Origin of the sequence: Pseudomonas californiensis, from assembly GCF_021147775.1 — a bacterium.
Lineage (GTDB): Bacteria > Pseudomonadota > Gammaproteobacteria > Pseudomonadales > Pseudomonadaceae > Aquipseudomonas > Aquipseudomonas californiensis.
The window spans coordinates 77,147-103,543 of sequence record NZ_JAGTPK010000016.1 but is presented as its reverse complement, the minus strand read 5'-3'; the positions used below and the strand labels follow the sequence as shown (position 1 = coordinate 103,543).

Sequence of the window (26,397 nt, the reverse complement as noted above, 5' to 3'; positions counted from 1 at the left end):
TATGGCCTGAGCACGTCCTGTCACCAAACAGTCATGGGTTGTTCGCGCTATCGCCATGTTCGATGTCTAGAGTCGCCGCCAATGAGATCGATCTCAAGCGAGCGACAATGACTGATTTGAAAGCGGTTGCACACCTGGCCGGGGTTTCTCGGGCCACGGCGGCGCGGGCCTTCGCGACGCCAGATCTGGTGAGGCCTGCCACCCGTGACCAAGTGTTCACCGCAGCCCGTGAGCTGGGTTTCCGGCCCAATCGGCTGGGGCGTCAGCTGCGCCTGCAAACCACCAATCTGATCGGTGTGGTGGTACCCAATCTGCTCAACCCGGTCTTTGCTGAACAGCTTCAGGCCATGGAACGTGCCGCCCGGACGCGCGGCTACAACCTGCTTCTGGCAACCACCGATTACGCCAGCGAACGCGAAAGCGCCGTCGTCGAAGAACTGCTGCGTCAGCGGGTCGACGGGCTGGTGCTGACGGTCACCGACGCCGAACACAATCGCGTGCTGCAAAGCCTGGTTCGCGAGGACACGCCTTTCGTACTGGCCTATCACCAGACCAGCAACCCCGAATACAGCGCTGTGTCTGTGGATAACCGCGCGGGCATGGCGCTGGCCGTGCGTTACCTGCTTGATGCCGGGCATCGCCGCATCGCCATGGTCGCCGGGCCTGCGATGCAGTCGGACCGCGCCCGGCTGCGTTATGCAGGTTATTGCGACGCCATGTCCGAGCGAGGGCTCAACGCGCTGCCGGTTATCGAAATGCCTGCGCACACCGGTGCCGACTTCGCCGCACTTGCGCCTTCATTGCACGGTCCCGACGCACCGACGGCGCTGGTCTGCTCCAACGATCTGCTGGCGATCAGCCTGATCGCAGAGCTGCGTCGCCATGACTGGAGCGTGCCCGAGCGCCTATCGGTCATCGGGTTTGACGGTATTGCCCTTGGCACCCAGATGCACCCGACGCTGTGCAGCGTGGTTCAGCCTATCGCCGAACTGGCCTGCACCGTCATCGACCAATTGCTGGCTCGCATTGCCGGCGCCACACCGATTTCCCATTGTTTGCCGTGCCATATCCGGCCCGGCGAAAGCACCCAGCCCTATCAGGAGATGCTTCATGCTCAGCCTCAGTAAAACCCTGGCTGCACTGCTGTTATGCGGTGCGGCCAGCCTCGCCCAGGCCGCCGAAACCGCCATTTGTTACAACTGCCCGCCTGAATGGGCTGACTGGGGAACGCAGCTCAAGGCGATTGCCGACAGCACCGGCGTGCAGGTGCCGTTGGACAACAAGAACTCCGGGCAGGCGCTGGCGCAGATTGTGGCCGAGCAGGGCGCTCCGGTCGCCGACGTGGTGTATTACGGCGTGACGTTCGGGTTGCAGGCGCAGAAAGCGGGCGTGGTCGATACCTACAAGCCCAAGCATTGGGAAGATATCCCGGCGGGCCTGAAAGACCCGGCCGGGCACTGGTTTGCCATCCATTCCGGTACCTTGGGCATCATGGTCAACGTCGATGCGCTTGGCGGCCTGCCGGTACCACAGAGCTGGGCCGATCTGCTCAAGCCTGAGTACAAGGGCATGGTCGGTTATCTCGACCCGTCCAGCGCCTTCGTCGGCTACGTCTCGGCCGTTGCCATCAACCAGGCCATGGGCGGTACGCTGGACAACTTCGCCCCGGCCATTGACTACTTCCAGAAGCTGGCGAAAAACTCGCCCATCGTACCCAAGCAGACCGCCTACGCGCGGGTGCTGTCGGGTGAGTTGCCGATTCTGGTCGACTACGACTTCAACGCTTACCGCGCCCGCTACAAGGACAAGGCCAACGTAGCATTTGTGATCCCCAAGGAAGGCACGATTGGCGTTCCCTACGTGATGAGTCTGGTGGGCAAGGCGCCGCATCGCGCCAACGCTGAAAAAGTGCTCGATTATGTGCTGTCCGATGCCGGTCAGGCATTGTGGGCCAAGGCTTATCTGCGCCCGGTGCGTTCGAGCATCCCGGCGGATGTGGCTGCCCAGTTCTTGCCCGACAGTGATTACGCTCGCGCCGGTGTGGTGGATTACCAGCACATGGCTGCTGTGCAGGAAGCATTCGCTGCCCGTTATCTGCGAGAGGTGAAGTAATGTCAGCCTCGCTGGGACAAGCGGTTGCTCTGCAATCCGGTGGCTTCTTCAGATGGCGTTTGCGGCCGTCCGCGGCGATGGCGCTTGCTCCGGCGATGGCTGTATTGCTGGCTTTCTGGCTGCTGCCGTTGGCGCACCTGATTGTGCTCGGTGCACAAGACCGGGACGGCAACGGCAGTGGCTACTGGCAGGTTCTGAGTAGCGCGCAATATCTGGGCAGCCTGGTACAGACATGCGTGCTGGCGCTGGTGGTGACGCTGGCTGCCTTGCTGGTGGGCGGCATCAGTGGATTCTTCCTTGCCCGTCAGCGGTTTTTCGGGCGTTCAGCGCTGGTGGCCTTGCTGACCTTTCCTCTGGCGTTTCCCGGCGTGGTGGTCGGCTTTCTGGTGATTCTGCTCGCCGGTCGGCAAGGCATTTTTGCTGCGCTGGGGCTTGAGCTGGCAGGCGAGCGCTGGGTCTTTGCCTACTCGCTGATCGGCCTGTTCATCGGCTATCTGTATTTCTCGATTCCACGGGTGATCCTTACGGTCATGGCCGCGTGCGAAAGCCTGGACCGTAGCCTGGAGGAGGCCGCCCATTCCCTTGGTGCTGGCCATTGGCGAGTGGTGTGCGATGTGATTGTGCCTGGCCTCGCGCCAGCGCTCGTATCGTGCGGGGCGATCTGCTTTGCCACATCGATGGGCGCATTCGGTACGGCATTCACCTTGGGCACCCGACTCAACGTCACGCCTGTGGCGATCTACAACGTGTTCACCAACTACGCCAACTTCACCGTGGCCGCAGCGCTGTCGGTGATCCTCGGGTTGGTGACCTGGGCCGTGCTGTTGCTGGCTCGGCGAATGGTGAAAAACTCGGGAGTTGCGCTATGAAACGCACCCCATTATTTGTCGTGCAGCTGGCGTTCACACTGCTGGTCTGCGCATTCATGCTGGTCCCGGTGGTGCTCTCGCTGCTGGCTGGCCTGACCCGCAATTATTTTCTGGGCTTGTCGAGTGGCTTGACCTTCGACTGGCTGGCCCAGGTCTGGCAGGCGTATTCACCGACTGTGTGGCTGTCTTTGCAATTGGCGGTGGCCTGCGCGCTGTGCGTTTGCCTGATTGGCGTCCCGGCGGCGTATGCGCTGGTACGCATGAACAATCGATTCAGTCGTGCCTTCGAAGAATTGATGGTGTTGCCGGTGGCAATGCCCGGTCTGGCCAGCGCGCTGGCATTGCTGTTGACCTATGGGCAGTTCGGCAGCTTTCGTGGCAGTTGGTTGTTCATCCTGGTGGGGCATGTGCTGTTCACCCTGCCGTTTCTGGTTCGTCCGGTCATGGCGGTCATGCAGCGCCAGCAATTGCCGGTGCTTGAAGAGGCAGCCGCCAGCCTGGGCGCTGGTCCCGTCAAACGATTTTTCAGCGTGGTGGTGCCCAACTGTCGAGCGGGAATTCTTGCCGGTGTGTTGATGGTCGTGACCCTGTCGCTGGGCGAGTTCAACCTGACCTGGATGCTGCACACCCCGATGACCAAAACTCTGCCGGTCGGTCTGGCTGACAGTTATGCGTCGGCGCGGCTGGAAGTCGCCAGCGCTTACACCCTTCTTTTTCTGTTGCTGATCGTGCCGCTGCTCATTGCGTTGCAGGCCATCAGCGCACGTCTTGCCCGTGGAGAGAGCCGATGAGCGGAACCACCATTCGCCTTAAGGGCTGCCGCAAGGCATTTGCCGACGGCACTGTTGCTGTACAGGATTTGCACCTGACCATTGAGCCTGGTGAAACGCTGGCTATTCTTGGCCCGTCTGGCTGTGGCAAAACCACCACGCTGCGGCTGATCGCCGGGCTGGAGCGCCCGGATGTTGGTCAGGTGCTGTTTGACGATCAGGACGTTACGCGCTTGCCGATCGAGCGGCGTGACGTCGGGATGGTATTCCAGAACTACGCGCTTTTTCCCAATCTGGATGTGGCAGGAAACATCGTGTATGGCCTGAAGATCCGTGGCCTGTCGGTGGCCGAACACACCCGGCGCTGCGACGAATTGCTGGAGTTGATGAGTCTGAGCGGCCATGGCAAGCGAGGCATTCACGAGTTGTCCGGCGGGCAACGCCAGCGTGTCGCGCTGGCGAGAGCACTGGCCACGCGCCCTCGTGTGTTGTTGCTGGACGAGCCGCTGGCCGCACTGGATGCGCAACTGCGTGAGCGTCTGCGCAGCGAGCTGGATCAACTGCTGCGCGGTCTTGGCATCACCTCGGTGTTTGTGACCCATGATCAGGGCGAAGCCATGGCGTTGGGTGACCGGATTCTGGTCATGGACAAAGGCTGTGTGTCGCAGCTGGCGACGCCGCGGGAAATCTATCAACAGCCCGCCAATGCCTTTGTGGCCGGGTTTGTCGGCAACCTCAACGCGTTCACTGTGGTGGCTCGCACCGCTTCGGGCCTCAAGGTCAACGGCGGCGAGCTGCCATGGAGCGATTCACCGGTACCGGCCACCGTGTATTGCCGCCCGGAACACCTGAGCCTGATGCCCGAGCGTGGACACCTTCAAGGGCGTCTGGTTGGTCAGTTCTTCCAGGGTGCGCAAAGCCGCCTGCTGGTTGATGTGGGTGGCCCGCAGCCGCTGCTCGTCGACAGCACTGACCACATTGTTCATGCCGCTGGCGCGGTGATCGGCCTGAGCGTTGCGCCGCAAGCGTTGTTCACTCTGCATTCGTAATGCTGTTTCCTGTCGAGAAAACCTTTGAATTCTTCGTTTCTTATTGCCCAGATCAGCGATCTGCACCTGAAAGCCGGTGGACGCCTTACCTATGGCATCGTCGATACCCTGGGTGCGTTGCGCCGGGCGGTGGCGCATATCAATGCCAGCAAGCAGCGTCCCGATGTCGTAATCGTCAGTGGCGATCTGGTGGACTTCGGCCATCCCGACGAATACGCCGTACTCAAGCCTGAACTCGAACGCTTGCAGATGCCGTTTTACCTGGTGCCTGGCAACCATGATGATCGTGAACACCTGCTGGCTGCGTTCGCGGATCAGGTTTACCTGCCGCTATCTGCACAAGGCCCGATGGACTGGGTGGTGGAGCAGCATCCGGTACGGTTGATCGGGCTGGACTCAACTATCCCCGGCGAACATGGCGGGCAGATGGATTACCGCCAACTGGACTGGCTCGATGGGCAACTCTCGCGTCGGCCCGACGTGCCGACGGTGATTGTTCTGCATCATCCGCCGTTCATTACAGGCATTGGCCACATGGACCGAGAGCCGTTCATCAACGCGGCGGCGTTCGAGCGGGTCATTGCGCGGCACCCTCAGGTTGAGCGGTTGTTGTGCGGGCATTTGCATCGGCCGATGCAGCGGCGCTTTGGTGGCAGCGTGATGTGCGTGTGCCCCGGTACTTCGCACCAGATTGTGCTGGATCTGGATGAGGCTGCACCCGCGCATTTCAATCTGGAACCAGCGGGTTATGTGCTGCACCGCTGGCATCCGGAGCAGGGGCTGGTGAGCCATAATGCGGTGTTCGGTGAACATGAAGGACCGTACCCGTTCTATGACGCGAATGGGTTGATTGACTGAGGGTTGGGGGCTTTTTGATCCGCTCTTCGGTCTGGTCAGGGGGTTGTGATCAGGGGGCTGAGTTTCATACTGAGCTGATATTTTCGGCAGCCACACCAGCCCCTTCTTCAGCAAACGGAACGCCGCCCGGCTGACTCCTGCAGGTGGCCGCCTCAGTTGCGGATTTCAATTTGGATTCTGGCTGTTATTGGGAGTGCGCTTGCTCGCGAAGGCTGGGTTTCAGACGGTGAACTTCTGATGTGTGTATTTGGAAGTGGGCTCTGGACTCAGTTGCCTGCGTGCTCGCCTCAGGTCACCTTTTCGCCCCTCGGCGACCTACTTTGATGGGGCCAAAGTAGGCAAAGCCCCTGGCTCCGGTTGGGTCCGCCTGCGGCGGATTCCTTCGTCCTGACTCTGATCCGGCGGTCGCCGCAACGGGCCATCCATGGCCCGGTGCGGCTCAATCGGCATCCCTGCCGATTGCCCCCCGGATCAGAGTCAGAACTCAGCCTGCACCTTACGTCGCGTTCGGTGGTGTGGCGGCTATTGCGTTGGAAAGGCGCTGTTTCAGGCGCCGATGATGCCGCCGTCTTCGCGGGTGATGACCATGACCGAGGAACGGGGGTTGCCGTTGGGCAGGTGCTCGGGGAAGGTGGATCCGCCGTTTTCGCCGGGGTGCTGGATGCCGATGAACATCGCTTTGTAGTCCGGCGCGAAGCTGATGCCGGTGATTTCGCAACCGATCGGTCCTACCAGAAAACGACGGATTTCGCCGCTGGCCGGGTCGGCGCACAGCATCTGGTTGTTGCCCATGCCCGCGAAGTCGCCCTTGTTGCTGGAGTCGCCATCGGTTTGTATCCACAGGCGTCCGGCTTCGTCGAAGCTCAGGCCGTCCGGGCTGTTGAACATGTTTTGCGGGTTGATGTTACTGGAGCCTGCCTGAGGGGTGCCCGCGTGCACTGAAGGGTTGCCCGCGACCACGAACAGGTCCCATTCGAAGGCCATTGCCGAAGCGTTGTCGTCGTCTTCGTGCCAGCGCAGGATTTGACCGTACTGGTTCTTGGCGCGTGGGTTGGGACCGCCGACAGGCTGACCTTCGTCGCCGCGTTTGACGTTGTTGGTCAAGGTGCAATAGACCTGACCGTCCTTGGGGCTGACGACGATCCATTCCGGGCGGTCCATCCGGGTGGCTTTCACGACGCTCGCCGCCAGGCGTGCATGGATCAGTACTTCGGCCTGGTTGTTGAAACCGGCGGCGGCGTCCAGACCGTTCTTGCCGTGGGTCAGTTCGACCCACTGGCCTTTGCCTTTTGGGCGATCCGGGTTGCTGTCGCCACCGTCGAACTGCGCCACATACAAGGTGCCATGATCGAGCAGGTTGCGGTTCGCCTTGGGGTTGGCGTGGTCGATCTTGTCGCGGCTGATGAACTTGTAGATGAACTCGCCACGCTCGTCATCGCCCATGTACACCACGGCGCGACCGCCCTTGGTTTGCGTGAACGCGGCGTTCTCATGCTTGAAGCGGCCCAGCGCGGTGCGCTTGACCGGCGTGGACTTGGGGTCGAACGGATCGATTTCCACCACCCAGCCGTGGCGATTGACCTCGTTGGGGTTTTTGGCAACATCGAAGCGTGGGTTGTGCGGGTGCCAGTTGATCTCTTTGCTGGCTGCGACCACGCCATACCGCTTCAAACCGGCATCGAACTTCTGCTCCGGGTTGCTGCTGCCGAAGCAGTCGGTGAAGTTCTCTTCGCAGGTCAGGTAAGTGCCCCACGGCGTCTTGCCGTTGGCGCAGTTCTGAAAGGTGCCCAGCGCATGAGTGCCGGTCTTGTCGGCATCGGTCTTGAGCCAGTCATGCCCGGCAGCAGGGCCGCTCAGGTTGATCGGCGTGTTGCCGTGAATGCGACGGTTGTAGCGAGAGTCCTGCACGAACTGCCATTGGCCGTTCTTCTGCTGAACTTCGATCACCGACACGCCTTCTGCGGCAAGTGCCTTCTGCACGTCTTCGGCTGATTGCGGTTCTTTGCCGTGGTCGAACAGGTAGCGGTAATTGGTGTATTCGTTGTTGATCGCCATCAGCGCGCGATCCTTGTGACCGGGCATCGGGAACAGGCTCATGCCGTCATTGTTGTCGCCGAACTGCACTTCCTGGGCTTTGGCGGTGCCTTTGCCGCTCGCATCGAATGCAGGGCCGCCTGCTTGCAGAGGCTGACCCCAACTGATCAATACAGAGGACTTGTAACCCGCTGGCAGGCTGATGCCATCGGCCGTTGCCGTGGGAATGCTTTCGAAACCCAGCAATGTGCTGGGGCCGGATGCTGCGCTGACACTGTTGGCCAGTACGCTACGGCTCAGCAGGTTGCCACCCAGAAACATCGCTGCGCCACACAGAGCGCCGGCGCTGATAAAACCACGGCGGGTGAGGCCGACCATCTTTTCCAGATCGGTGGATTGATTTTCTTCTAATAGTTTCATCATCACGGCTCCCTCGAATGTGGCAGCCACCTTAATTCGCACATATGACGAAATTGTGTCGCAGCGATGACGCGGGCTGGCTACAGCGGAGTACCAAGCAATACCAGTGAAGGGGAGAAAGTGGCCTGCACCGGGCTGCCAGTTTTCAGCTCGAGAGCCTGCAACTGCGCAGGCGTTGCCAGAGCGCACAGGGTCTGCCCGCTGGGCAGCACAATCCGGACTTCGCCAGGTCCATCCTGCGCGTCGATGATGGCGCCTATTTGCCCGTGCAGACAATTGTTTCCACTTGTTTCAATGGCGTCGTTCGCGTGCAGCTCAAGCCAGCCTGCCTTGATCAAGGCCACTACTTCAATGCCAATGGCCAGCTCCAGGCGGAGCGTGCTGTCGTGGGTGACCTGTGCACTGATGAATACCTCATCGGCCAGTTGCAGGCGAATCTGATCGTTGTGCCCTTGGCGGGTAATCGCGACGATACGTCCAAGCAATTGGTTACGCGCACTGGTGCGCAGTGTCAGGCGGTTGAGCAGGTCCAGGTCGCTGTCGTGTTCTGCCGCTTCAAGTATCTGCGCCTGCAGCGCTTGCACCCGCTGATAGAGCCGCAGCACGCGCTCGCCCTCGGCGGACAATTTCGCACCGCCGCCTCCGCGCCCTCCGACACTGCGTTCAACCAGAGGCTTTTGCGCCAGGTTATTCAGCTCGTCGATGGCGTCCCAGGCCGCCTTGTAACTCATCCCGGCGCTTTTGGCGGCACGGGTGATCGAGCCTTGCTCGGCGATATGCTGCAGCAGCGCAATGCGCTGAGGGCGGCGGGTCATGTGTTGGGTCAACAGCGCAGGCAAGGACATGGCGGTCTTGAGTGATCGAATGACAAGCTGGAGTGTAAGACGTCGCGGTGTGCTTTGGCGAAGGCTGGCGCAGTCTCTGCATCCGGACAGATCAGTCATCAGGTTTGGGCGTTCTGGCCAGGCAGTACACATCCACCCGGCGCGCCCCGGCACGGCTCAGCAAGCTGGCGATTACTTCGGCGGTCGAGCCCGTGGTCAGCACATCATCGATCAATGCCAGGTGCTTGCCGCGGACCCATTCTGCATCGATCAGGCTGAACGCATCGCGCAGGTTGCGCTTGCGTGCCTTGGCGTCCAGTCCTTGTTGAGCCGAGGTTTCACGACTGCGCCGCACATGATGCTCATCCACGGGCAGCTCCAGCTTTTTACCCAGCCAGTTGGCGAGCATTGCGGCCTGGTTATAGCCGCGTTCACGCAGGCGTCTGTTTGCCAACGGCACCGGGACAAGGCAGTCAGGACGCGACAGGCCCTCGTCGAAACGATGCTGCAGAAATTGCCCGCACAATTCGGCCATTAAACGGCCCATGGGCCATTTGCCGTTGTGCTTGAAACGCGTGATCAGGCTGTCGACAGGGAAGTCATACAGCCAGGGTGCAGCGACCTGGGCAAATGCGGGCGGTTTTATCAGACACTGGGTGCAGCTCATGCCATGCATGGGCAGCGGCAAGGCGCAGTATTCGCACTGACTGCCCAGCCAGGGCAGCTCGGTTTCGCACGGCACACAAATGGGCATGATCGCCTCCGTGGGTTCGTCGCAGAGCAAGCAGAATTGTTTGTTTTTTAACCAGATGTAAACCTCGTGGTTGCTTCTTGGTTGACAGTGCATCGCTCTTCCTTAAATATGCCAAACATCCGTGTAGCGCTTGTGGTCTTTCCAGCCCGGCGCCTTCTCAAAAAAACACCAAGGAGCTGCTTGATGAGCGCCAGCACCACCGCCACTCTGCGTCACGACTGGACTTTAGCCGAGGTCAGAGCGCTGTTTGTACAGCCATTCAATGACCTGCTGTTTCAGGCGCAGACCGTGCACCGCGCTCATTTCGACGCCAACCGTGTGCAGGTTTCGACCTTGTTGTCGATCAAGACCGGCGCCTGCCCGGAAGACTGCAAGTACTGCCCGCAGTCCGGCCATTACAACACTGGCCTCGAGAAGGAAAAGCTGCTCGAAGTGCAGAAGGTCCTCGAAGAGGCCGCCCGCGCCAAGTCCATTGGCTCGACGCGTTTCTGTATGGGCGCCGCCTGGAAGCATCCGTCCGCCAAGGACATGCCGTATGTGCTGGAAATGGTCAAAGGCGTGAAAGCCATGGGTCTTGAGACCTGCATGACCCTGGGCAAGCTTGATCAGGATCAGACCGCCGCGCTCGCGTCGGCCGGTCTCGACTATTACAACCACAACCTGGACACCTCGCCTGAGTTCTACGGCAGCATCATCACCACCCGCACCTATAGCGAGCGCCTGCAAACGCTGGCGTATGTGCGTGATGCGGGGATGAAAATCTGCTCGGGCGGGATTCTGGGCATGGGTGAATCGCTTGATGATCGCGCCGGTCTGCTGATTCAATTGGCCAACCTGCCGGAACACCCGGAGTCGGTGCCTATCAACATGCTGGTCAAGGTCGCCGGTACGCCGCTGGAAAACGCCGAAGACGTCGATCCTTTCGACTTCATCCGCATGCTGGCCGTCGCGCGGATTCTGATGCCTCAATCGCATGTACGCCTGTCCGCTGGCCGCGAAGCCATGAACGAGCAGATGCAGGCCCTGGCGTTTTTCGCTGGCGCAAACTCGATCTTCTACGGCGACAAACTGCTGACCACCGCCAACCCGCAGGCAGACAAGGACATGCTGTTGTTCTCGCGTCTGGGCATCAAACCTGAAGCGGGCGAAGAGCATCCTGATGAAGTGCATCAGGCCGCCATCGAGCAGGCGCTGGTCGAACAGCAAAGCAGCGGGATGTTCTATAACGCCGCTTCAGCCTGACGCTTTCAGCGGGCGGTCTGAAAACCGCCCGCTCTGACTCTCTCCACATCCGGACCGGGGCCTGCATGTCTTTTGATCTCCGTGCGCGCCTTGATGCCCGTCGCGCCGAACACCTTTACCGCCAGCGGCCGTTGCTGCAAAGCCCGCAAGGGCCTGAGGTGACGGTTGACGGCAAACCGCTGTTGGCGTTCTGTAACAACGATTACCTGGGGCTGGCCAATCATCCCGAGGTGATCGCCGCGTGGCGTGCTGGCGCCGAGCGCTGGGGCGTCGGCGGTGGCGCATCGCATCTGGTGATCGGCCACAGCACCCCGCACCATGAACTGGAAGAGGCGCTGGCCGACCTGACCGGCCGCCCGCGTGCACTGCTGTTTTCCAACGGTTACATGGCCAATCTGGGTGCCGTGACGGCATTGGTGGGGCAGGGCGATACGGTGCTTGAAGACCGCTTGAACCATGCTTCGCTGCTGGATGCCGGGCTGCTCAGCGGCGCACGTTTTTCGCGCTATCTGCACAACGACGTGGCCAGTCTGGGCAGCCGCCTGAACAAGGCGGTGGGCGATACGCTGGTGGTCACCGACGGCGTGTTCAGCATGGACGGCGATATTGCGGACCTGCCTGCGCTGGCAAAGGCCGCCAGAGACAAGGGTGCCTGGTTGATGGTCGACGACGCGCACGGCTTTGGTCCGCTGGGCAAAAACGGCGCAGGCATTGTCGAGCACTTCGGGCTGAGCATGGACGACGTGCCGGTGCTGGTCGGGACCCTGGGCAAATCCTTCGGAACGTCAGGGGCCTTTGTGGCGGGTAGCGAGGAGCTGATCGAAACGCTGATCCAGTTTGCTCGTCCGTACATCTACACCACCAGCCAGCCGCCTGCGCTGGCCTGCGCCACGCTGAAAAGTGTCGAGTTGCTGCGCACCGAGCATTGGCGCCGTGAGCATCTGGCGATGCTGATCAAACAGTTTCGCCATGGCGCCGAGCAAATCGGCCTGCAACTGATGGACAGCTTCACGCCGATCCAGCCGATCCTGATCGGTGATGCCGGGCGGGCCTTGCAGCTTTCACACCTGCTGCGTGAGCGCGGCTTGCTGGTCACCGCTATTCGTCCGCCGACCGTGCCTGCGGGCAGTGCCCGTTTGCGCGTCACACTGTCCGCCGCGCACACCGAAGCGCAAGTGCAGCTATTGTTGAATGCATTGGAGCAGTGTTACCCGCTGCTGGGTGCAAGTGAATCCATGGAGCCCGATCATGCGTGATCGTCTGATCCTGCTGCCAGGCTGGGGCCTGGGTGTTTCGCCGCTGGAACCGCTGGCTGCTGCGTTGCGGGGTCTGGATGAGCATTTGCGCGTCGAAATCGAGCCTTTGCCTGAGATCGACAGTTGCGATCTGCCCGACTGGCTCGATGAGCTTGACGCCAACCTGCCGGACGACGCATGGCTGGGCGGTTGGTCGTTGGGCGGTATGCTCGCCAGTGAGCTTGCGGCGCGGCGTGGCGAGCGCTGCTGCGGGTTGCTGACCCTGGCAAGCAACGCCTGTTTCGTCACCCAAGGTGCCTGGCCGCATGCAATGCCGGCTCAGGATTTCGAGGCTTTTCTGGCGGGCTGCGAGGCCGATGCCGATCTGACTCTAATGCGCTTCAGCCTGCTGTGCACCCAAGGCGCAGAAGATTCGCGCGGTCTGGCGCGGCTGCTCAAGTCTGGTGCCCCGCATACTTGCAGAACCGCGCTGATCGATGGCCTGAAAATACTTCAGCAACTCGATACGCGCAGCGCGTTACAAACCTATCGTGGTCCACAACTGCACCTGTTCGCTGGGCTTGACGCGTTCGTTCCGGCAGAAGCTGCGGGCGATTTACTGGCCTTGTTGCCAGACATTGAAGTGGGGCTGATCGAACAGGCCAGCCACGCTTTCCCGCTGGAAAACCCCCACGGCGTGGCGGCGGCAATTCAGGCTTTTCTACATGAGTCCGGTGATGACTGATCTTTCCCGAACCGGATTACCCTCCGGCCTTCCTGACAAGCGCCTGGTGGCGGCATCCTTTTCCCGTGCGGCGGGCAGTTACGACAGTGTCGCGGCCTTGCAGCGTGATGTGGGCCATGCGTTGCTGTCGCGGTTGCCTGCTGATCTGCAGCCCGCACGTTGGCTCGACCTTGGCTGCGGCACCGGCTATTTCAGCCGGACACTGGCGCAGGCCTACGGCACGAGCGAAGGCGTGGCACTGGACATCGCCGAAGGCATGCTGCGTCACGCCCGACCATTGGCCGGTGCGGATCATTTCATTGCCGGCGATGCCGAGTGCATGCCGTTGCTGGGTGAAAGTTGTGACCTGATTTTCTCCAGCCTGGCTGTGCAATGGTGCGCGGATTTCGCGGCTGTGCTCAGCGAAGCCCACCGCGTGCTGCGGCCCTGCGGTACATTCGCCTTCGCCAGCCTGTGCGTGGGTACACTGGACGAGTTGCGCGAAAGTTGGCGCGCCGTTGATGGTCGGGTACACGTGAATCGTTTTCGACATGAGGACGACTACCGTCAGCTGTGCAGTGCCAGTGGTTTACAGGTGCGCAGCCTGGAGGTTCGGCCACATGTACTGCATTACCCGGATGTACGCAGCCTGACCCACGAACTGAAAGCACTGGGCGCCCATAATCTCAATCCCGGACGGCCTGGCGGCTTGACGGGACGCCAACGGATTCTAGGATTGGTCCAGGCGTACGAGCGCTTTCGCCAGGACGCCGGGCTGCCCGCCACTTATCAAGTGGTCTATGCGGTACTTGAAAAACCCTGATCGGGTTCACTTCGCAAGGGAAGACCGCTGACATGAGCGTTGCCTATTTCATCACCGGAACCGATACAGATGCCGGAAAGACCACTGTGGCCGCCGGTCTGCTCCACGCCGCTCGACTTTCAGGCCTGAGCACTGCGGCGGGTAAGCCGGTCGCGTCCGGCTGCTCGGTTACCCCGCAAGGGCTGCGCAACGCCGACGCGCTGGCGCTGCAGGCCGAAAGCTCTATAAAGCTGACCTACGATGAGGTCAATCCGGTTGCGTTCGAGCCGGCGATTGCCCCGCACCTCGCGGCTCGCGAAGCAGGGGTAGCGTTGACGGTCAATTCCCTGTTGCAGCCGATGCGACACATTCTAAGCAAACAGGCGGATTTCACCCTGATCGAGGGCGCAGGCGGCTGGCGTGTGCCGCTGGCCGACCAGAGCAATCTCTCGGACCTGGCTGTTGCGTTGGGGCTACCAGTGATTCTGGTAGTGGGCGTGCGGTTGGGGTGTATCAATCATGCCTTGCTGAGCGCCGAAGCGATCGCACGTGACGGCCTTCACCTGGTGGGCTGGGTGGCCAACGTCACCGACGGAAAAACCTCCCGCCTCGAAGAAAATCTGGCCACGCTGGCCGAGCGTTTGCCTGCGCCCTGCCTGGGCCGTGTACCTCGCCTGAAAAAGGCCAGCGCCGAAAATGTGGCGCAATATCTCCATCTGGAGTTGCTGGACTGACAGGGCCGCTATGTTGTTGAGCCGAAAGGTGCTTGGTCGTGGATCAAGACTGAGCCTATCGTGCGGCCTAGTGCCATTAGTCTATTTGTCGGGTATTTCCGAGCGTTTACTGGTTCAATGGCACGTGTTCGCTTTTTGAACTGAGGATCGGCTTATGCAAATCACCATGAACAACACCCTTTATCCTGGTCTGAGCGCCATGCAGGTCGGGCAAAGCCGTGTGGATCAAGCGGCTACCCAGATCGCCAGCACCAACGTTGAAGTGTCGGGCAGAAGCCAGTCCTCGGACTTCCAGCTTGAGAACCTGCGTTCGGTAGACCGTGCCCAGCGTTCGGACCTCTCTGCCAATATCGTCGAGCTGAATGCTGGCAAGACCCAGATCGAAGCGGGCCTTGCATCGCAAAAAGCCAGCAACGAAGCACTCGGTACGCTGATCGACACCTTCGCCTGACCGGCAGTTTGTAACGTTTCCGCTTCACCTCCGTTAAAACGTCTCGACGCCATGCCGTTCGTGCATGGCGTCACTGCCTGAATCCCCGCACATCACCGTTTCGTATCTCCCCCGTTATTGTCCGTTCGTCGACTAGACTCAGCTCATCATTCGCATGATGCCGTGCGCCCTCGTCTGCACACTTTGTAAAGCATCGTGGACGAATGGCGCACGCCTCGCTATTGACAAGATTTAGGCGTAAACGTATGTTTCAAACACCTGTTTGACCGTAAGGCATACGAGATTGTCTGGTACACGAGAGCTTGCTCTCGGCACCGCCCGGTCATTCGTTCCAGGATTCATCAGCAGAGGTTATCGCTATGCCTGATTACAAGGCCCCCTTGCGTGATATTCGTTTCGTTCGTGACGAACTGCTCGGTTACGAAGCGCACTATCAGAGCCTGCCAGCTTGCCAGGACGCTACTCCCGACATGGTCGATGCCATTCTCGAGGAGGGCGCCAAGTTCTGTGAACAGGTGCTGGCGCCACTGAACCGTGTGGGCGATACCGAAGGCTGCACCTGGAGCGAGTCTGGCGTGAAGACGCCGACCGGTTTCAAACAGGCCTATCAGCAATTTGTCGAAGGCGGCTGGCCAAGTCTGGCGCATGACGTCGAGCATGGTGGTCAAGGCCTGCCCGAGTCGCTGGGTCTGGCTGTCAGCGAGATGGTCGGCGAGGCCAACTGGTCGTGGGGCATGTACCCGGGCCTGTCTCATGGCGCCATGAACACTATTTCCGAGCACGGTACGCCCGAGCAGCAAGAGGCCTACCTGACGAAGCTGGTGTCCGGTGAATGGACCGGTACCATGTGCCTGACCGAGCCTCATTGCGGTACTGACCTCGGCATGTTGCGCACCAAGGCCGAGCCTCAGGCCGACGGCACCTACAAGGTTTCCGGGACCAAGATCTTCATTTCCGCTGGCGAACATGACATGGCCGACAACATCGTCCATATCGTGCTGGCCCGCCTCCCGGACGCGCCTGCGGGCACCAAAGGCATTTCGCTGTTCATCGTGCCCAAGTTCCTGTCTGCCGCTGATGGCGGTGTCGGTGAGCGCAACGCGGTGACCTGTGGTTCGATCGAACACAAGATGGGCATCCACGGCAACGCGACCTGTGTGATGAACTTCGATTCGGCTACCGGCTACCTGATCGGCCCGCCGAACAAAGGTCTGAACTGCATGTTCACCTTTATGAACACGGCCCGTCTGGGTACTGCCCTGCAAGGCCTGGCCCACGCCGAAATCGCTTTCCAGGGCGGCTTGAAATACGCTCGTGAGCGTTTGCAGATGCGTTCGCTGACCGGTCCGAAAGCGCCTGAGAAGGCTGCTGACCCGATCATCGTTCACCCTGACGTGCGTCGCATGCTGCTGACCATGAAGGCATTCGCTGAAGGCACACGTGCCATGGTGTACTTCACCGCCAAGCAGGTCGACATCGTCAAGTACAGCGACGACGCCGATCAGAAGAAGGCTGCTGATGCACTGCTGGCGTTCATGACGCCAATCGCCAAGGCCTTCATGACCGAAGTCGGTTTTGAAGCAGCCAACCACGGCGTGCAGATCTACGGCGGCCACGGCTTCATCGCTGAGTGGGGCATGGAGCAGAACGTTCGCGACAGCCGCATTTCGATGCTGTACGAAGGCACCACCGGTATTCAGGCGCTCGACCTGCTGGGCCGCAAGGTTCTGATGACGCAGGGCGAAGCGCTCAAGGGCTTCACCAGGATTGTCCACAAGTTCTGCCAGAACAACGAAGGCAGCGAAGCCGTTCAGGAATTCGTCACGCCACTGGCTGCGCTGAACAAGGAGTGGGGCGAGCTGACCATGAAAGTGGGCATGGCGGCCATGAAGGACCGTGAAGAAGTGGGCGCAGCGTCGGTGGATTACATCATGTATTCCGGCTATGCCTGCCTGGCTTACTTCTGGGCTGACATGGCGCGTCTGGCGGCTGAAAAGCTGGCTGCGGGTACGTCTGAAGAGGCGTTCTACCGCGCCAAGATCCAGACTGCGCGTTTCTACTTCCAGCGCATTCTGCCGCGCACTCGCACTCACATTGCCGCCATTCTCTCCGGTGCTGGCAACCTCATGGAAATGAAAGAAGAGGACTTCGGCCTGGCTTACTAAGTAGGTTTCAGACCCGCAAACCGCCTGATTTTGATCAGGCGGTTTTTTTATGTCTGCCGTTTGTCCCAACTAGCGGGGCACTAATCAGACAGCCCCGCGTGTTGTTAAAAAACCTTCATTTATCAATCGATAAACCTTTTCGATCTCCTGCCGTTACATAAAGTAGCTCGCTGACCAATCCTGCTGAATGCATTACTCGCTGGATGAAGGCACAATGCCATCCAGCAATTGATTTTGATGCCAGGTAGGAGAGATCCCCTTTTGTTGCGTCCGTCTGCCGCAAGACTGAGTCATTTTCTTCCATCACAGGCATTGCTGGTGGCGGGGCTTGCGGCCGCGTATGTCAAAGACCTGAATGTGTTCTTCACCTCGCTGTTCAACGTGCTGCCAACACTGGTGCTGCTGTTGGGCGGTGCCTATTGCGGGGTTTATCGGCGTCAGCGTGAGCTGTTTCTGATGATCACCGTGTACATCGCCTACTTTCTCCTCGACACCCAGACCGACTACTACCGTGACAACGGCAAGGTTCGCGAAGACGCTGCGGTGATCTTTCATCTGGTCTGTCTGCTGTTGCCGGTGTTGTATGGGCTCTACGCAGCCTGGGAGGAACGCACGCACCTGTTCCAGGATATGGTTGCGCGCCTTGCGGTGCTGATTGCCGTAGGCAGCGTCGCGCTGGGTCTTGAACAGAGTTACCCCGTGGGCCTGCAGGCCTGGCTGGCAGACATTCGCTGGCCCGCGCTGCATGGTGACTGGATGAGCCTGATCCAGCTGTCCTATGCGATGTTCGTCATCTCGTTTGCAGTATTGATCTGGCAGTACCTCGAGCGACCAAGGCCCTTGCACGCTGCCCAGATTGTTGGCTTGCTGGGGGTTTTCTGGGCATTGCCGAAGACGTTCATCCTGCCGTTCACACTGAATATTCTGTGCAGTCAGGTCATGTTGATGATTGCGGCAGCGGTGGCACACGAGGCCTACCAGATGGCCTTCCGTGATGAGCTCACCGGCCTGCCAGGGCGTCGGGCACTCAATGAGCGCATGCAGCGGCTGGGGCGCAATTACGTGCTGGCCATGAGTGACGTTGACCACTTCAAGAAATTCAACGACACCCACGGTCACGATGTTGGCGACCAGGTGTTGCGTTTGGTGGCCAGCAAGCTGGCGAAGATCACCAACGGCGGCGGCAAGGCGTATCGCTACGGTGGCGAAGAATTCGCCATTGTGTTTGCAGCCAAGACCCTCGACGAATGCTTGCCACACCTTGAGGCCATTCGTGAAACCATCGCCAATTACGATATCCAGTTGCGTAACAAGGACAGCCGTCCACAGGACGATCAGCAGGGCCGGCAGCGACGCAATGGTGCACATGCGGGCACTGTGTCTGTAACGGTAAGTATTGGCGTAGCAGAGCGTCTTCCAGAACATCGCACGCCAGAGGAAGTTCTCAAATCCGCGGATCAGGCGCTCTACGCAGCCAAAGGCGCTGGCCGCAATTGTGTTGTCTCCCACAATCAGACGAACCGTCGCGGTGCCGTGCGCACGACCGAAGCCGCCGTCTGAAAGCCTCGCCCCTCATCACTTGCCGCACATGACCTTTCATGACCTTACAGTCACGACACGACCCTATGTGTCTGAAATGTTGTTCGGGTAGACTCTTGGCAATCGACAGCTGATCCGCGTCCATGCGTGCCAAGGTCAGCTTTTTACGGTCTCTCGCTCCGAGTTCACGAGGTTTGCCATGGCTGACTACAAAGCGCCGTTGCGCGATATGCGCTTCGTACTTAATGAAGTGTTCGAGGTTTCCAGACTCTGGGCTCAACTGCCTGCACTGGCTGAAACAGTCGATGCCGAGACGGTCGATGCCATCCTTGAAGAAGCAGGCAAAGTCACCAGCAAAACCATTGCGCCGCTGAGCCGCAACGGCGATGAAGAAGGCTGTCACTGGAAAGACACCGTCGTCACTACCCCGACCGGTTTTCCCGAAGCCTACCGGACTTACGCCGAGGGCGGCTGGGTGGGTGTCGGTGGTAATCCCGATTTCGGTGGCATGGGCATGCCCAAGGTGGTTTCGGCTCAGGTCGAGGAAATGCTCAACTCCGCCAGCCTGGCGTTCGGGCTTTATCCCATGCTGACTTCTGGCGCGTGCGTCTCGATCAACACGCACGCCACCGAAGAACTCAAAGCCAAATACCTGCCGAACATGTATTCAGGCGTCTGGTGCGGGTCGATGTGTCTGACCGAAGCTCACGCGGGCACCGACCTGGGTATCATCCGCACCAAGGCCGAGCCGCAGACTGACGGCTCCCACAAGATCACCGGCAGCAAAATCTTCATTACCGGCGGTGAGCACGACCTGACCGAGAACATTATCCATCTGGTACTGGCCAAGCTGCCGGACGCGCCTGCCGGGCCGAAGGGCATTTCGTTGTTTCTGGTGCCCAAGTTCATGGTCGGTGATGACGGCAGCGTCGGTGATCGCAACACTGTGAGCTGTGGCTCCATCGAACACAAGATGGGCATTCAGGCTTCTGCTACCTGCGTGATGAACTTCGACGACGCCATTGGCTACTTGATCGGCGAGCCGAACAAAGGCCTCGCCGCGATGTTCACCATGATGAATTACGAGCGTTTGGGTGTCGGCATTCAGGGCCTTGCGTCAGGCGTGCGGTCTTATCAGAACGCAGTTGAATATGCGTTGGACCGCCTGCAAAGCCGTGCGCCGACCGGTGCTCAGAACAAGGACAAGGCCGCTGATCCAATCATTGTCCACCCTGACGTGCGTCGCATGCTGCTGACCATGAAAGCGTTCAACGAAGGTGGCCGTGCATTTTCCAGCTACGTGGCGCTGCAACTGGATATCGCCAAGTTCAGCGAAGAGGACGAGGCCCGCAAGCGCGCCGACGATCTGGTCGCGCTGCTGACCCCGGTTGCCAAGGCATTCCTCAGCGACATCGGCCTTGAAACCACGATTCACGGTCAGCAGGTATTTGGTGGTCACGGCTACATTCGTGAGTGGGGCCAGGAACAACTGGTGCGTGATGTGCGCATCACCCAGATCTACGAAGGCACCAACGGTATCCAGGCGCTCGATCTGGTCGGTCGCAAGATTGTCGGTTCCGGTGGCGCGCTGTATCAGTTGTTCTCGGACGAGGTTCGTCAGTTCGTTGCCAGTTCCCACACATCGCTGGGCGAATTCACGCGGCCATTGGCCTCTGCGCTCGACATGCTGGACGAACTGACCCATTGGGTTCTGGACCGTTCACGTTCCAACCCCAACGAGATCGGCGCCGCATCGGTCGAATATCTGCATCTGTTTGGTTACACCGCGTACGCCTACATGTGGGCAATGATGGCCAAGGCGGCACAGGGCAAAGAGGCTCAGGAAGATTTTTACGCCAGCAAGCTGGGCACTGCGCGCTTCTATTTCGCGCGTCTGCTGCCGCGTATTCATTCGCTGAACGCGTCCGTCAGGGCGGGCAGCGAGTCGCTGTTCCTGCTCGAAGCTGCGCAATTCTGAGCAGGGTTGCGTGTAAGCATTTGCTTACGCGCCGTGCTGACAATTGGCCTCTTCCCTTAAAATGGATCCAAAGCTAATCTAGCTTCATGGACGTAGCGCAGGAAGCGCATCAACAGAACAGGGACACGTAGGGAAGCCTGCCAGGATGGTGGGAAGAAAGGGAAGTCAGGGAAACAGTCTGGAAAACCCCGCTTAGGCGGGGTTTTCTTTGTCTGCGTTTTGGCTCTACGTCAAATCCACTTCGTGCGCACACTCGCTGCGCCGCGCGTTTTTCTGCCGCTTGCGGTGATATTCCCGAAGAATAATGGCTTCGTGCCAGAGCCGGCGGAACCCTTGCCGATGCCCAGGGTCGATTAGCTGTATGGCCAATCAGAGCCAATTAATCAGGAGCTACCCATGGACATCATTCGCATCATCTTCGCTATTCTGCTGCCCCCGGTTGGCGTGTTCATGCAGGTGGGTTTCGCTGGCGCTTTCTGGCTGAATATCCTGCTGACCTTGCTGGGCTACATCCCAGGCATCATTCACGCGATCTACATCATCGTCTCGCGCAAGTAACGTCCTCGGACGTCGTTTGATCGTTCCCTGATGCGGGAACGATCAGGCGTCCTGATCCAGTACTCCCCGATAAAAACGCCACTCTGCTTCAAGCGCATCCGCCTGGTTGCTTGCTTTGCGGAAACCGTGGTGCTCGTCCGGATAAAAGTGAGCTTGCGCCGCAATACCATTGTCCTGCAAGGCCTTGAGCATGGCGCGGGTCTGCTCCGGGACCACCACTGCATCCAGTTCGCCTTGAAAGAAAATCACCGGCACATTGATCTTGTCAGCGTGTAACAGCGGTGTGCGCGCGTTGTAACGCTCGACGTCCTTCACAGGGTCGCCGATCAGCCAGTCCAGATAGTCGCCCTCGAATTTGTGGGTGGCCTTGGCCAGCGCAATCGGGTCGCTGACCCCGTACAGACTTGCCCCGGCGCGAAACACATCCTGAAACGCCAGCGCGCATAACGTTGTGTAGCCGCCCGCGCTGCCACCGCGAATAAAAGCACGGTCCTTGTCGATCAGGCCTCGTTGCGCCAAATGCGTGACCACGTTGCACGCGTCTTCCACATCGGCAACGCCCCAGTTCAGGTACAGGCTCTGACGGTATGCACGGCCGTAGCCGCTGCTGCCGCGATAATTCAGATCGGCCACTGCGAAACCACGATGGGTCCAGTACTGAATGCGCATATCGAGTACCGGGTAGCAGGCCGATGTAGGGCCGCCGTGGATGAAAACCACCAAAGGCGGCTTTTCCGAGTCGCTACCAGACCCGGGCAGGGCCGGGTAAAAATAACCGTAAGCCTCGGCCCCGCCACTGGGATAGCGCAGCGGTTGAGGGTGGCTGATCTGCTCGGCAGGTAACGGTATGCCGCCGCCCGCCAATACCTGCACGCTGTGGTCGTCTCGTGAAATGGCAACTACAGCCGAAGGGCTGACTGCTGATGCGGCGATGCAATACACAAACTCTTCATCAAGCGCCAGGCTGCGAAAGCGGCTGTAACTGCCACTGAAATCTTCTACCGAACCGTGTGCGTCGCGCAGCCCCAGAACGCCATGGCCGTCCTGCGACCAACTGGCCAGGTAGCCCTCGTTGATCGGCAGCCAGGTACAACTGCCCAATTGCCATGGTGCGGAAGAGTGGTCGGCCGGGGCGGCGGTCAGCGCGCTGAATCCGCTGCCTGTTTCGCCCCAGGGTTGCCAGAACCCGGCCCGGTCGCTCAGGCAATACAAAAGGCCGTGTGCGTCAAAGCGAGGCTGCTGGAGGGATTCTTCGGCATTGCCGCCAGCGATGCACTGCGGTGAACCCCAGGTGTCATCGTCCTGCCGTGCCGCGCACATGAGGCGCGTGGCGGTCCAGGGTTGATGCGGACGTTGCCATTCGATCCAGGCGAGGCGCTTGCCTTCGGCGCTGATCACTGGCGAGGCATAGAAGTCGGCACCTTCCGCCAATAGCTGACGTTGGCCGTCTGCCAGACTGATCGACACCAGCCGATGCGTGTTGCGTTCTTCTTCGACAGCCAGAATCCGGTCCTGACTGTAAAAGACGCCGCCGTAGCGCTTGTCACCTTGCGTCAGTGCGACCGGCGGTCCGCCATCGATGGCTTGCCGATACAGCTGCTGATCGCTTTCGTTGACGAACACTACCGCATCGTCTGCCAGGCAGAACGAGCCGCCACCATACTCATACGCTCGGCTACGGACGCTGAAACCGGGAGGCGTCAGGCAGCGTGTGGTATTTGCATACCAGTGCCAGATGCGGCAAGCGCCGTCTTCAGGACGGTATTCATTCCAGAACAGACCCGCCGAGCTGACATCCAGCTCGGCGAAGTCCACACCCGCTGCGACGGCCTGAGCGGCGGTCAGGGTGTCATGAGGATTTTGCGATGAGTCGTGAGTTTCGTTCATTGCGAAAGGCCAGCTCTTCGATGGTGTGGGTGGCGGTTTCGGATTCGTCGCGTGCCTGGGTGATGATCCCGTGATGCTGGGACTTGCTGCACACCGGATCGGCGTTGGCGGCGTCGCCCGTCAGCATGAAGGCCTGGCAGCGGCAGCCACCGAAATCCTTCTCTTTTTCGTCGCACGAGCGGCAAGGCTCGGGCATCCAGTCATAGCCGCGAAAGCGATTGAAACCAAACGAGTCGTACCAGATGTGCTGCATGGTGTGATCGCGCACATTGGGGAACTGGATCGGCATCTGCCGGGCACCGTGGCAGGGCAATGCAGTGCCATCAGGTGTTACCGTCAGGAAGATGCTGCCCCAGCCGTTCATGCAGGCCTTGGGGCGCTCTTCGTAATAGTCCGGCGTCACGAAAATCAGTTTGCACGGATGATTTTCTACCGCCAGCCGATCACGGTATTGATTGGTTACGGCTTCTGCGCGTACCAGCTGGTCCTTGGTGGGTAGCAGGCCGATACGGTTCAGGTGTGCCCAGCCGTAGAACTGGCAGGTGGCGAGCTCGACGAAGTCCGCTTCAAGCGCCAGGCAAAGCTCGATGATCTTGTCGATCCGGTCGATGTTGTGCCGGTGCGTGACGAAGTTCAGCACCATCGGGTAGCCGTGCTTTTTCACCGCCCGCGCCATTTCCAGCTTTTGTGCGAAGGCTTTTTTCGAGCCCGCGAGCATGTTGTTCACTTGCTCGTCACTGGCCTGAAAACTGATCTGGATATGGTCCAGCCCGGCTTGCTTGAAGGCGATGATCTTCTCTTCGGTCAGACCGATACCGGAGGTGATCAGGTTGGTGTAGAAACCCAACCGTCTTGCCTCGGCAATCAGCTCGGCAAGATCCTGACGCACCAGCGGTTCACCGCCCGAAAAGCCGATTTGCGCAGCACCCATTTCCCGCGCCTCCTGCATGACCTTGAACCACTGTTCGGTGGTCAGCTCCTGCCCCTGCCTGGCGAAATCCAGCGGGTTGGAGCAATAAGGGCATTGCAGTGGGCAGCGGTAGGTCAGTTCGGCGAGCAGCCACAGCGGCAGGCCGGTTTCCGGCCTGGGCGGGATGTAGGGAGTGGATGTTGCGAGTGTGATATCAGACAAGATTGATCCAGTGCTCTTTTTGGGCGACTCTCATGAAATCGTCGACATCCATGCCCAGTTCGGGAACGTTGGGAAACTCGTGTTGCAGCTTCTCGATGATGGCCGCCACCGTTCGTTGACCATCGACCAGCCCGCCGATCATGCCGGCGCTGTCGTTGAGCTTGATCATGCCTTCGGGGTAAAGCAGCACGTTGCCTTTCTGTGCCGGCTCGTATTGAAATCGATAGCCTGGACGCCAGCTTGGCACCTGATTGCGGTCGAACGGGGTGTGGGATGTCATAGCGCGATTCCCTTATGCCAGACCCTTTGGTCTGTGACGCTGTGATACGGCGGGCGGTTCAATTCATACGCCATGGACATCGCATCGAGCATGCTCCACAGAATGTCGAGTTTGAACTGCAGGATCTCCAGCATGCGTTGCTGGCCTTCGTACGTGGTGTAGTGCTGTAACGTAATCGTGAGGCCATGCTCTACGTCGCGGCGCGCCTGGCCCAGGCGGGTACGGAAATACTCGTAGCCTGCCGGGTCGATCCATGGGTAATGCTGAGGCCAGCTGTCCAGACGCGACTGGTGGATCTGCGGCGCGAACAGTTCAGTCAACGAACTGCTGGCGGCTTCCTGCCAGTTGGCGCGCCGGGCGAAATTCACATAGGCATCGACCGCGAAACGCACGCCGGGCAGCACCAGCTCCTGTGAGCGAAGCTGATCCGGGTCCAGGCCAACCGCCTGGCCCAGACGCAGCCAGGCTTCAATGCCACCGTCTTCACCGGGCGCGCCGTCGTGGTCGAGCAGGCGCTGAATCCACTCGCGACGTATCTCGCGGTCCGGACAGTTGGCCAGAATTGCAGCGTCCTTGAGCGGAATGTTCACCTGGTAGTAGAAGCGGTTGGCGACCCAGCCCTGAATCTGCTCGCGGGTGGCCCGACCTTCATACATCGCCACATGGTACGGATGATAGATGTGATAGAAGGCGCCCTTGGCGCGCAAGGCCTGTTCGAATTCAGCGGGGGACAGCGCTTTGGCGTCGCTCATGTCAGCTCCTAAAGCTCGATGCTCATGCCGTCGAAGGCAACTTCAACGTTGCGGCGAAGCAGCTCGGCGCGCTCTGCGGAGTCTTCGTCGAGAATCGGGTTGGTGTTGTTGATGTGAATAAGCACCTTGCGCTGCGTCGGGAAGCCTTCAAGCACTTCGAGCATGCCGCCGGGGCCGTTCTGCGCCAGGTGGCCCATCTCGCGACCCGTACGAGTACCCACGCCACGGCGCTGCATCTCGTCGTCATCCCACAGCGTGCCGTCGACCAAGAGGCAGTCGGCGTCGCGCATCTTCTCGGCGAGCGCCTCGTCCACCTTGCCCAGGCCCGGCGCATAGAACAGTTTGCCGCCCGTGCGCGTGTCTTCGACCAGTAAGCCGATGTTGTCACCGGGGTGTGGATCGAAGCGGTGCGGCGAATAGGGCGGTGCGGCGCTGCGCAGCGGGAACGGTGTGAAGCGCAGGTTCGGGCAGACCGGGATCACAAAGCTGCCTTGCAGCTCGATCCGGTTCCAGTTCAGGCCGCCGTTCCAGTGCTTGAGCATTTCGAACAACGGGAAACCGGTGCTGAGGTCTTCATGAACCATGTCGGTACACCAGACCTGATGCGGACAGCCTTCGCGCAGGCTGAGCAGGCCGGTGGTGTGGTCGATCTGGCTGTCCATCAACACGATGGCGCCGATGCCGGTGTCACGCAGGGCGCGCCCCGGTTGCATGGGCGCAAAGCCTTGCAGTTGCGCGCGGATGTCCGGCGAGGCGTTGCACAGCACCCAGTTCACGCCATCATCTGAAAGCGCGATGGAAGACTGAGTGCGCGCGTGCGCTCGAAGGCTGCCGTCCCGAAAACCTGCGCAGTTGACGCAGTTGCAGTTCCACTGGGGAAACCCGCCACCGGCAGCGGAACCTAGAATCTGGATGTACATGTCAGCTCCCTACCACATGACCTGAAACAAAAAACAAAAACGCCCTGACAATAAAAAAAGCCCCGGCGAACCGAGGCTATGCAGCGCACTGAAATCAACGGCTTGCGAAGTACATGGTGACTTCAAAGCCGATACGCAGATCAGTGTAAGCAGGTTTGGACCAAGACATAGGAGATCTCCTTCAGATGGATGCAGCGGTTGGTGACTACATCTTAGTGCACCGGCAACGGCATACGTTCAGATGCTTAGGGAGCTATGTTACTCAATTTCATAATTCGGGAGTGTCCGAATCTGCAGGAAAGACCGTT

The 26,397-nt window shown here is 59.9% G+C and carries 25 protein-coding genes; 16 read left to right on the top strand and 9 right to left on the bottom strand.

Annotated elements, in window-relative coordinates; all coding sequences use genetic code 11:
• The first annotated feature begins 107 nt into the window (after window positions 1-107).
• Genes KDX37_RS17120 through KDX37_RS17095 form a run of 6 tightly spaced genes read left to right on the top strand, consistent with a single transcriptional unit; the run spans window position 108 to window position 5,658 of the window.
• Window positions 108-1,127: a LacI family DNA-binding transcriptional regulator gene (locus tag KDX37_RS17120; protein WP_231653894.1), complete on the top strand. Its 1,020-nt coding sequence runs from the start codon at window positions 108-110 to the stop codon at window positions 1,125-1,127.
• Complete coding sequence (locus KDX37_RS17115) at window positions 1,111-2,112, top strand: ABC transporter substrate-binding protein (protein WP_231653893.1); 1,002 nt, start codon at window positions 1,111-1,113, stop codon at window positions 2,110-2,112. Before KDX37_RS17120 ends, KDX37_RS17115 begins: the two co-directional genes overlap by 17 nt.
• Window positions 2,112-2,981 carry an ABC transporter permease gene (locus KDX37_RS17110; protein ID WP_231653892.1) on the top strand — a complete coding sequence of 290 codons (870 nt, stop codon included), beginning with the start codon at window positions 2,112-2,114 and terminating at the stop codon, window positions 2,979-2,981. Before KDX37_RS17115 ends, KDX37_RS17110 begins: the two co-directional genes overlap by 1 nt.
• Window positions 2,978-3,772, top strand: coding sequence for an ABC transporter permease (locus tag KDX37_RS17105; RefSeq protein ID WP_231653891.1), 795 nt, complete (start codon window positions 2,978-2,980; stop codon window positions 3,770-3,772). Before KDX37_RS17110 ends, KDX37_RS17105 begins: the two co-directional genes overlap by 4 nt.
• Window positions 3,769-4,800 carry an ABC transporter ATP-binding protein gene (locus KDX37_RS17100; protein WP_231653890.1) on the top strand — a complete coding sequence of 344 codons (1,032 nt, stop codon included), beginning with the start codon at window positions 3,769-3,771 and terminating at the stop codon, window positions 4,798-4,800. The genes KDX37_RS17105 and KDX37_RS17100 overlap by 4 nt, the downstream gene beginning before the upstream one ends.
• Before the next feature lie 24 nt (window positions 4,801-4,824).
• Complete coding sequence (locus KDX37_RS17095; protein WP_231653889.1) at window positions 4,825-5,658, top strand: phosphodiesterase; 834 nt, start codon at window positions 4,825-4,827, stop codon at window positions 5,656-5,658.
• Window positions 5,659-6,204: 546 nt separating this feature from the next.
• Here KDX37_RS17095 and KDX37_RS17090 read toward each other — a convergent pair.
• From KDX37_RS17090 to KDX37_RS17080, 3 genes are all read right to left on the bottom strand, one after another.
• Entirely contained in the window at window positions 6,205-8,112 is a 1,908-nt protein-coding gene (locus KDX37_RS17090; protein WP_231653928.1) for a PhoX family protein, read from the bottom strand.
• 80 nt (window positions 8,113-8,192) lie between these two features.
• Window positions 8,193-8,957, bottom strand: coding sequence for a TOBE domain-containing protein (locus tag KDX37_RS17085; protein ID WP_231653888.1), 765 nt, complete (start codon window positions 8,955-8,957; stop codon window positions 8,193-8,195).
• Window positions 8,958-9,048: 91 nt separating this feature from the next.
• Window positions 9,049-9,783, bottom strand: coding sequence for a ComF family protein (locus KDX37_RS17080; RefSeq protein ID WP_231653887.1), 735 nt, complete (start codon window positions 9,781-9,783; stop codon window positions 9,049-9,051).
• Between the two features lie 90 nt (window positions 9,784-9,873).
• Between KDX37_RS17080 and bioB the strand changes: the two genes are divergently transcribed.
• The 10 genes from bioB (at window position 9,874) to KDX37_RS17030 (ending at window position 21,118) form a co-directional block, all read left to right on the top strand.
• Complete coding sequence (gene bioB, locus KDX37_RS17075) at window positions 9,874-10,932, top strand: biotin synthase BioB (protein ID WP_231653886.1); 1,059 nt, start codon at window positions 9,874-9,876, stop codon at window positions 10,930-10,932.
• Window positions 10,933-10,997: 65 nt separating this feature from the next.
• A complete protein-coding gene (gene bioF, locus KDX37_RS17070) occupies window positions 10,998-12,188 on the top strand; it encodes an 8-amino-7-oxononanoate synthase (protein ID WP_231653885.1) in 1,191 nt (396 codons plus the stop codon).
• Window positions 12,181-12,912 carry an alpha/beta fold hydrolase gene (locus tag KDX37_RS17065; RefSeq protein ID WP_231653884.1) on the top strand — a complete coding sequence of 244 codons (732 nt, stop codon included), beginning with the start codon at window positions 12,181-12,183 and terminating at the stop codon, window positions 12,910-12,912. Before bioF ends, KDX37_RS17065 begins: the two co-directional genes overlap by 8 nt.
• Entirely contained in the window at window positions 12,905-13,714 is an 810-nt protein-coding gene (gene bioC / locus KDX37_RS17060) for a malonyl-ACP O-methyltransferase BioC (RefSeq protein ID WP_231653883.1), read from the top strand. The genes KDX37_RS17065 and bioC overlap by 8 nt, the downstream gene beginning before the upstream one ends.
• A gap of 32 nt (window positions 13,715-13,746) precedes the next feature.
• A complete protein-coding gene (bioD, locus tag KDX37_RS17055) occupies window positions 13,747-14,427 on the top strand; it encodes a dethiobiotin synthase (RefSeq protein ID WP_231653882.1) in 681 nt (226 codons plus the stop codon).
• Window positions 14,428-14,581: 154 nt separating this feature from the next.
• Window positions 14,582-14,878: a pyrroloquinoline quinone biosynthesis protein PqqE gene (locus tag KDX37_RS17050; RefSeq protein ID WP_231653881.1), complete on the top strand. Its 297-nt coding sequence runs from the start codon at window positions 14,582-14,584 to the stop codon at window positions 14,876-14,878.
• Between the two features lie 359 nt (window positions 14,879-15,237).
• A complete protein-coding gene (locus tag KDX37_RS17045) occupies window positions 15,238-17,043 on the top strand; it encodes a phenylacyl-CoA dehydrogenase (RefSeq protein ID WP_231653880.1) in 1,806 nt (601 codons plus the stop codon).
• A gap of 261 nt (window positions 17,044-17,304) precedes the next feature.
• Window positions 17,305-18,603, top strand: a complete 1,299-nt coding sequence (locus tag KDX37_RS17040; RefSeq protein ID WP_231653879.1) for a GGDEF domain-containing protein — start codon at window positions 17,305-17,307, stop codon at window positions 18,601-18,603.
• Window positions 18,604-18,781: 178 nt separating this feature from the next.
• Window positions 18,782-20,560: an acyl-CoA dehydrogenase C-terminal domain-containing protein gene (locus KDX37_RS17035; protein WP_231653878.1), complete on the top strand. Its 1,779-nt coding sequence runs from the start codon at window positions 18,782-18,784 to the stop codon at window positions 20,558-20,560.
• 396 nt (window positions 20,561-20,956) lie between these two features.
• Window positions 20,957-21,118 (top strand): YqaE/Pmp3 family membrane protein, encoded by a 162-nt coding sequence (locus KDX37_RS17030; RefSeq protein ID WP_002555565.1) that lies wholly within the window; start codon window positions 20,957-20,959, stop codon window positions 21,116-21,118.
• Window positions 21,119-21,160: 42 nt separating this feature from the next.
• Here the strand turns inward: KDX37_RS17030 and KDX37_RS17025 are convergent, their stop codons facing one another.
• The 6 genes from KDX37_RS17025 to pqqA all read right to left on the bottom strand — a co-directional run bounded on the left by KDX37_RS17025 (window position 21,161) and on the right by pqqA (window position 26,258).
• Window positions 21,161-23,005 carry a S9 family peptidase gene (locus tag KDX37_RS17025; RefSeq protein WP_231653877.1) on the bottom strand — a complete coding sequence of 615 codons (1,845 nt, stop codon included), beginning with the start codon at window positions 23,003-23,005 and terminating at the stop codon, window positions 21,161-21,163.
• The gene (gene pqqE, locus KDX37_RS17020; RefSeq protein ID WP_231653876.1) at window positions 22,968-24,137 is read right to left on the bottom strand and encodes a pyrroloquinoline quinone biosynthesis protein PqqE; all 1,170 of its coding nucleotides are present in this window, start codon (window positions 24,135-24,137) and stop codon (window positions 22,968-22,970) included. The genes KDX37_RS17025 and pqqE overlap by 38 nt, the downstream gene beginning before the upstream one ends.
• A complete protein-coding gene (pqqD, locus tag KDX37_RS17015; RefSeq protein WP_231653875.1) occupies window positions 24,130-24,417 on the bottom strand; it encodes a pyrroloquinoline quinone biosynthesis peptide chaperone PqqD in 288 nt (95 codons plus the stop codon). The genes pqqE and pqqD overlap by 8 nt, the downstream gene beginning before the upstream one ends.
• Entirely contained in the window at window positions 24,414-25,169 is a 756-nt protein-coding gene (gene pqqC, locus KDX37_RS17010; RefSeq protein WP_231653874.1) for a pyrroloquinoline-quinone synthase PqqC, read from the bottom strand. Before pqqC ends, pqqD begins: the two co-directional genes overlap by 4 nt.
• A gap of 8 nt (window positions 25,170-25,177) precedes the next feature.
• Complete coding sequence (pqqB, locus tag KDX37_RS17005) at window positions 25,178-26,089, bottom strand: pyrroloquinoline quinone biosynthesis protein PqqB (protein WP_231653873.1); 912 nt, start codon at window positions 26,087-26,089, stop codon at window positions 25,178-25,180.
• 94 nt (window positions 26,090-26,183) lie between these two features.
• Window positions 26,184-26,258 (bottom strand): pyrroloquinoline quinone precursor peptide PqqA, encoded by a 75-nt coding sequence (gene pqqA, locus KDX37_RS17000; RefSeq protein WP_009045898.1) that lies wholly within the window; start codon window positions 26,256-26,258, stop codon window positions 26,184-26,186.
• Window positions 26,259-26,397: the final 139 nt, after the last annotated feature.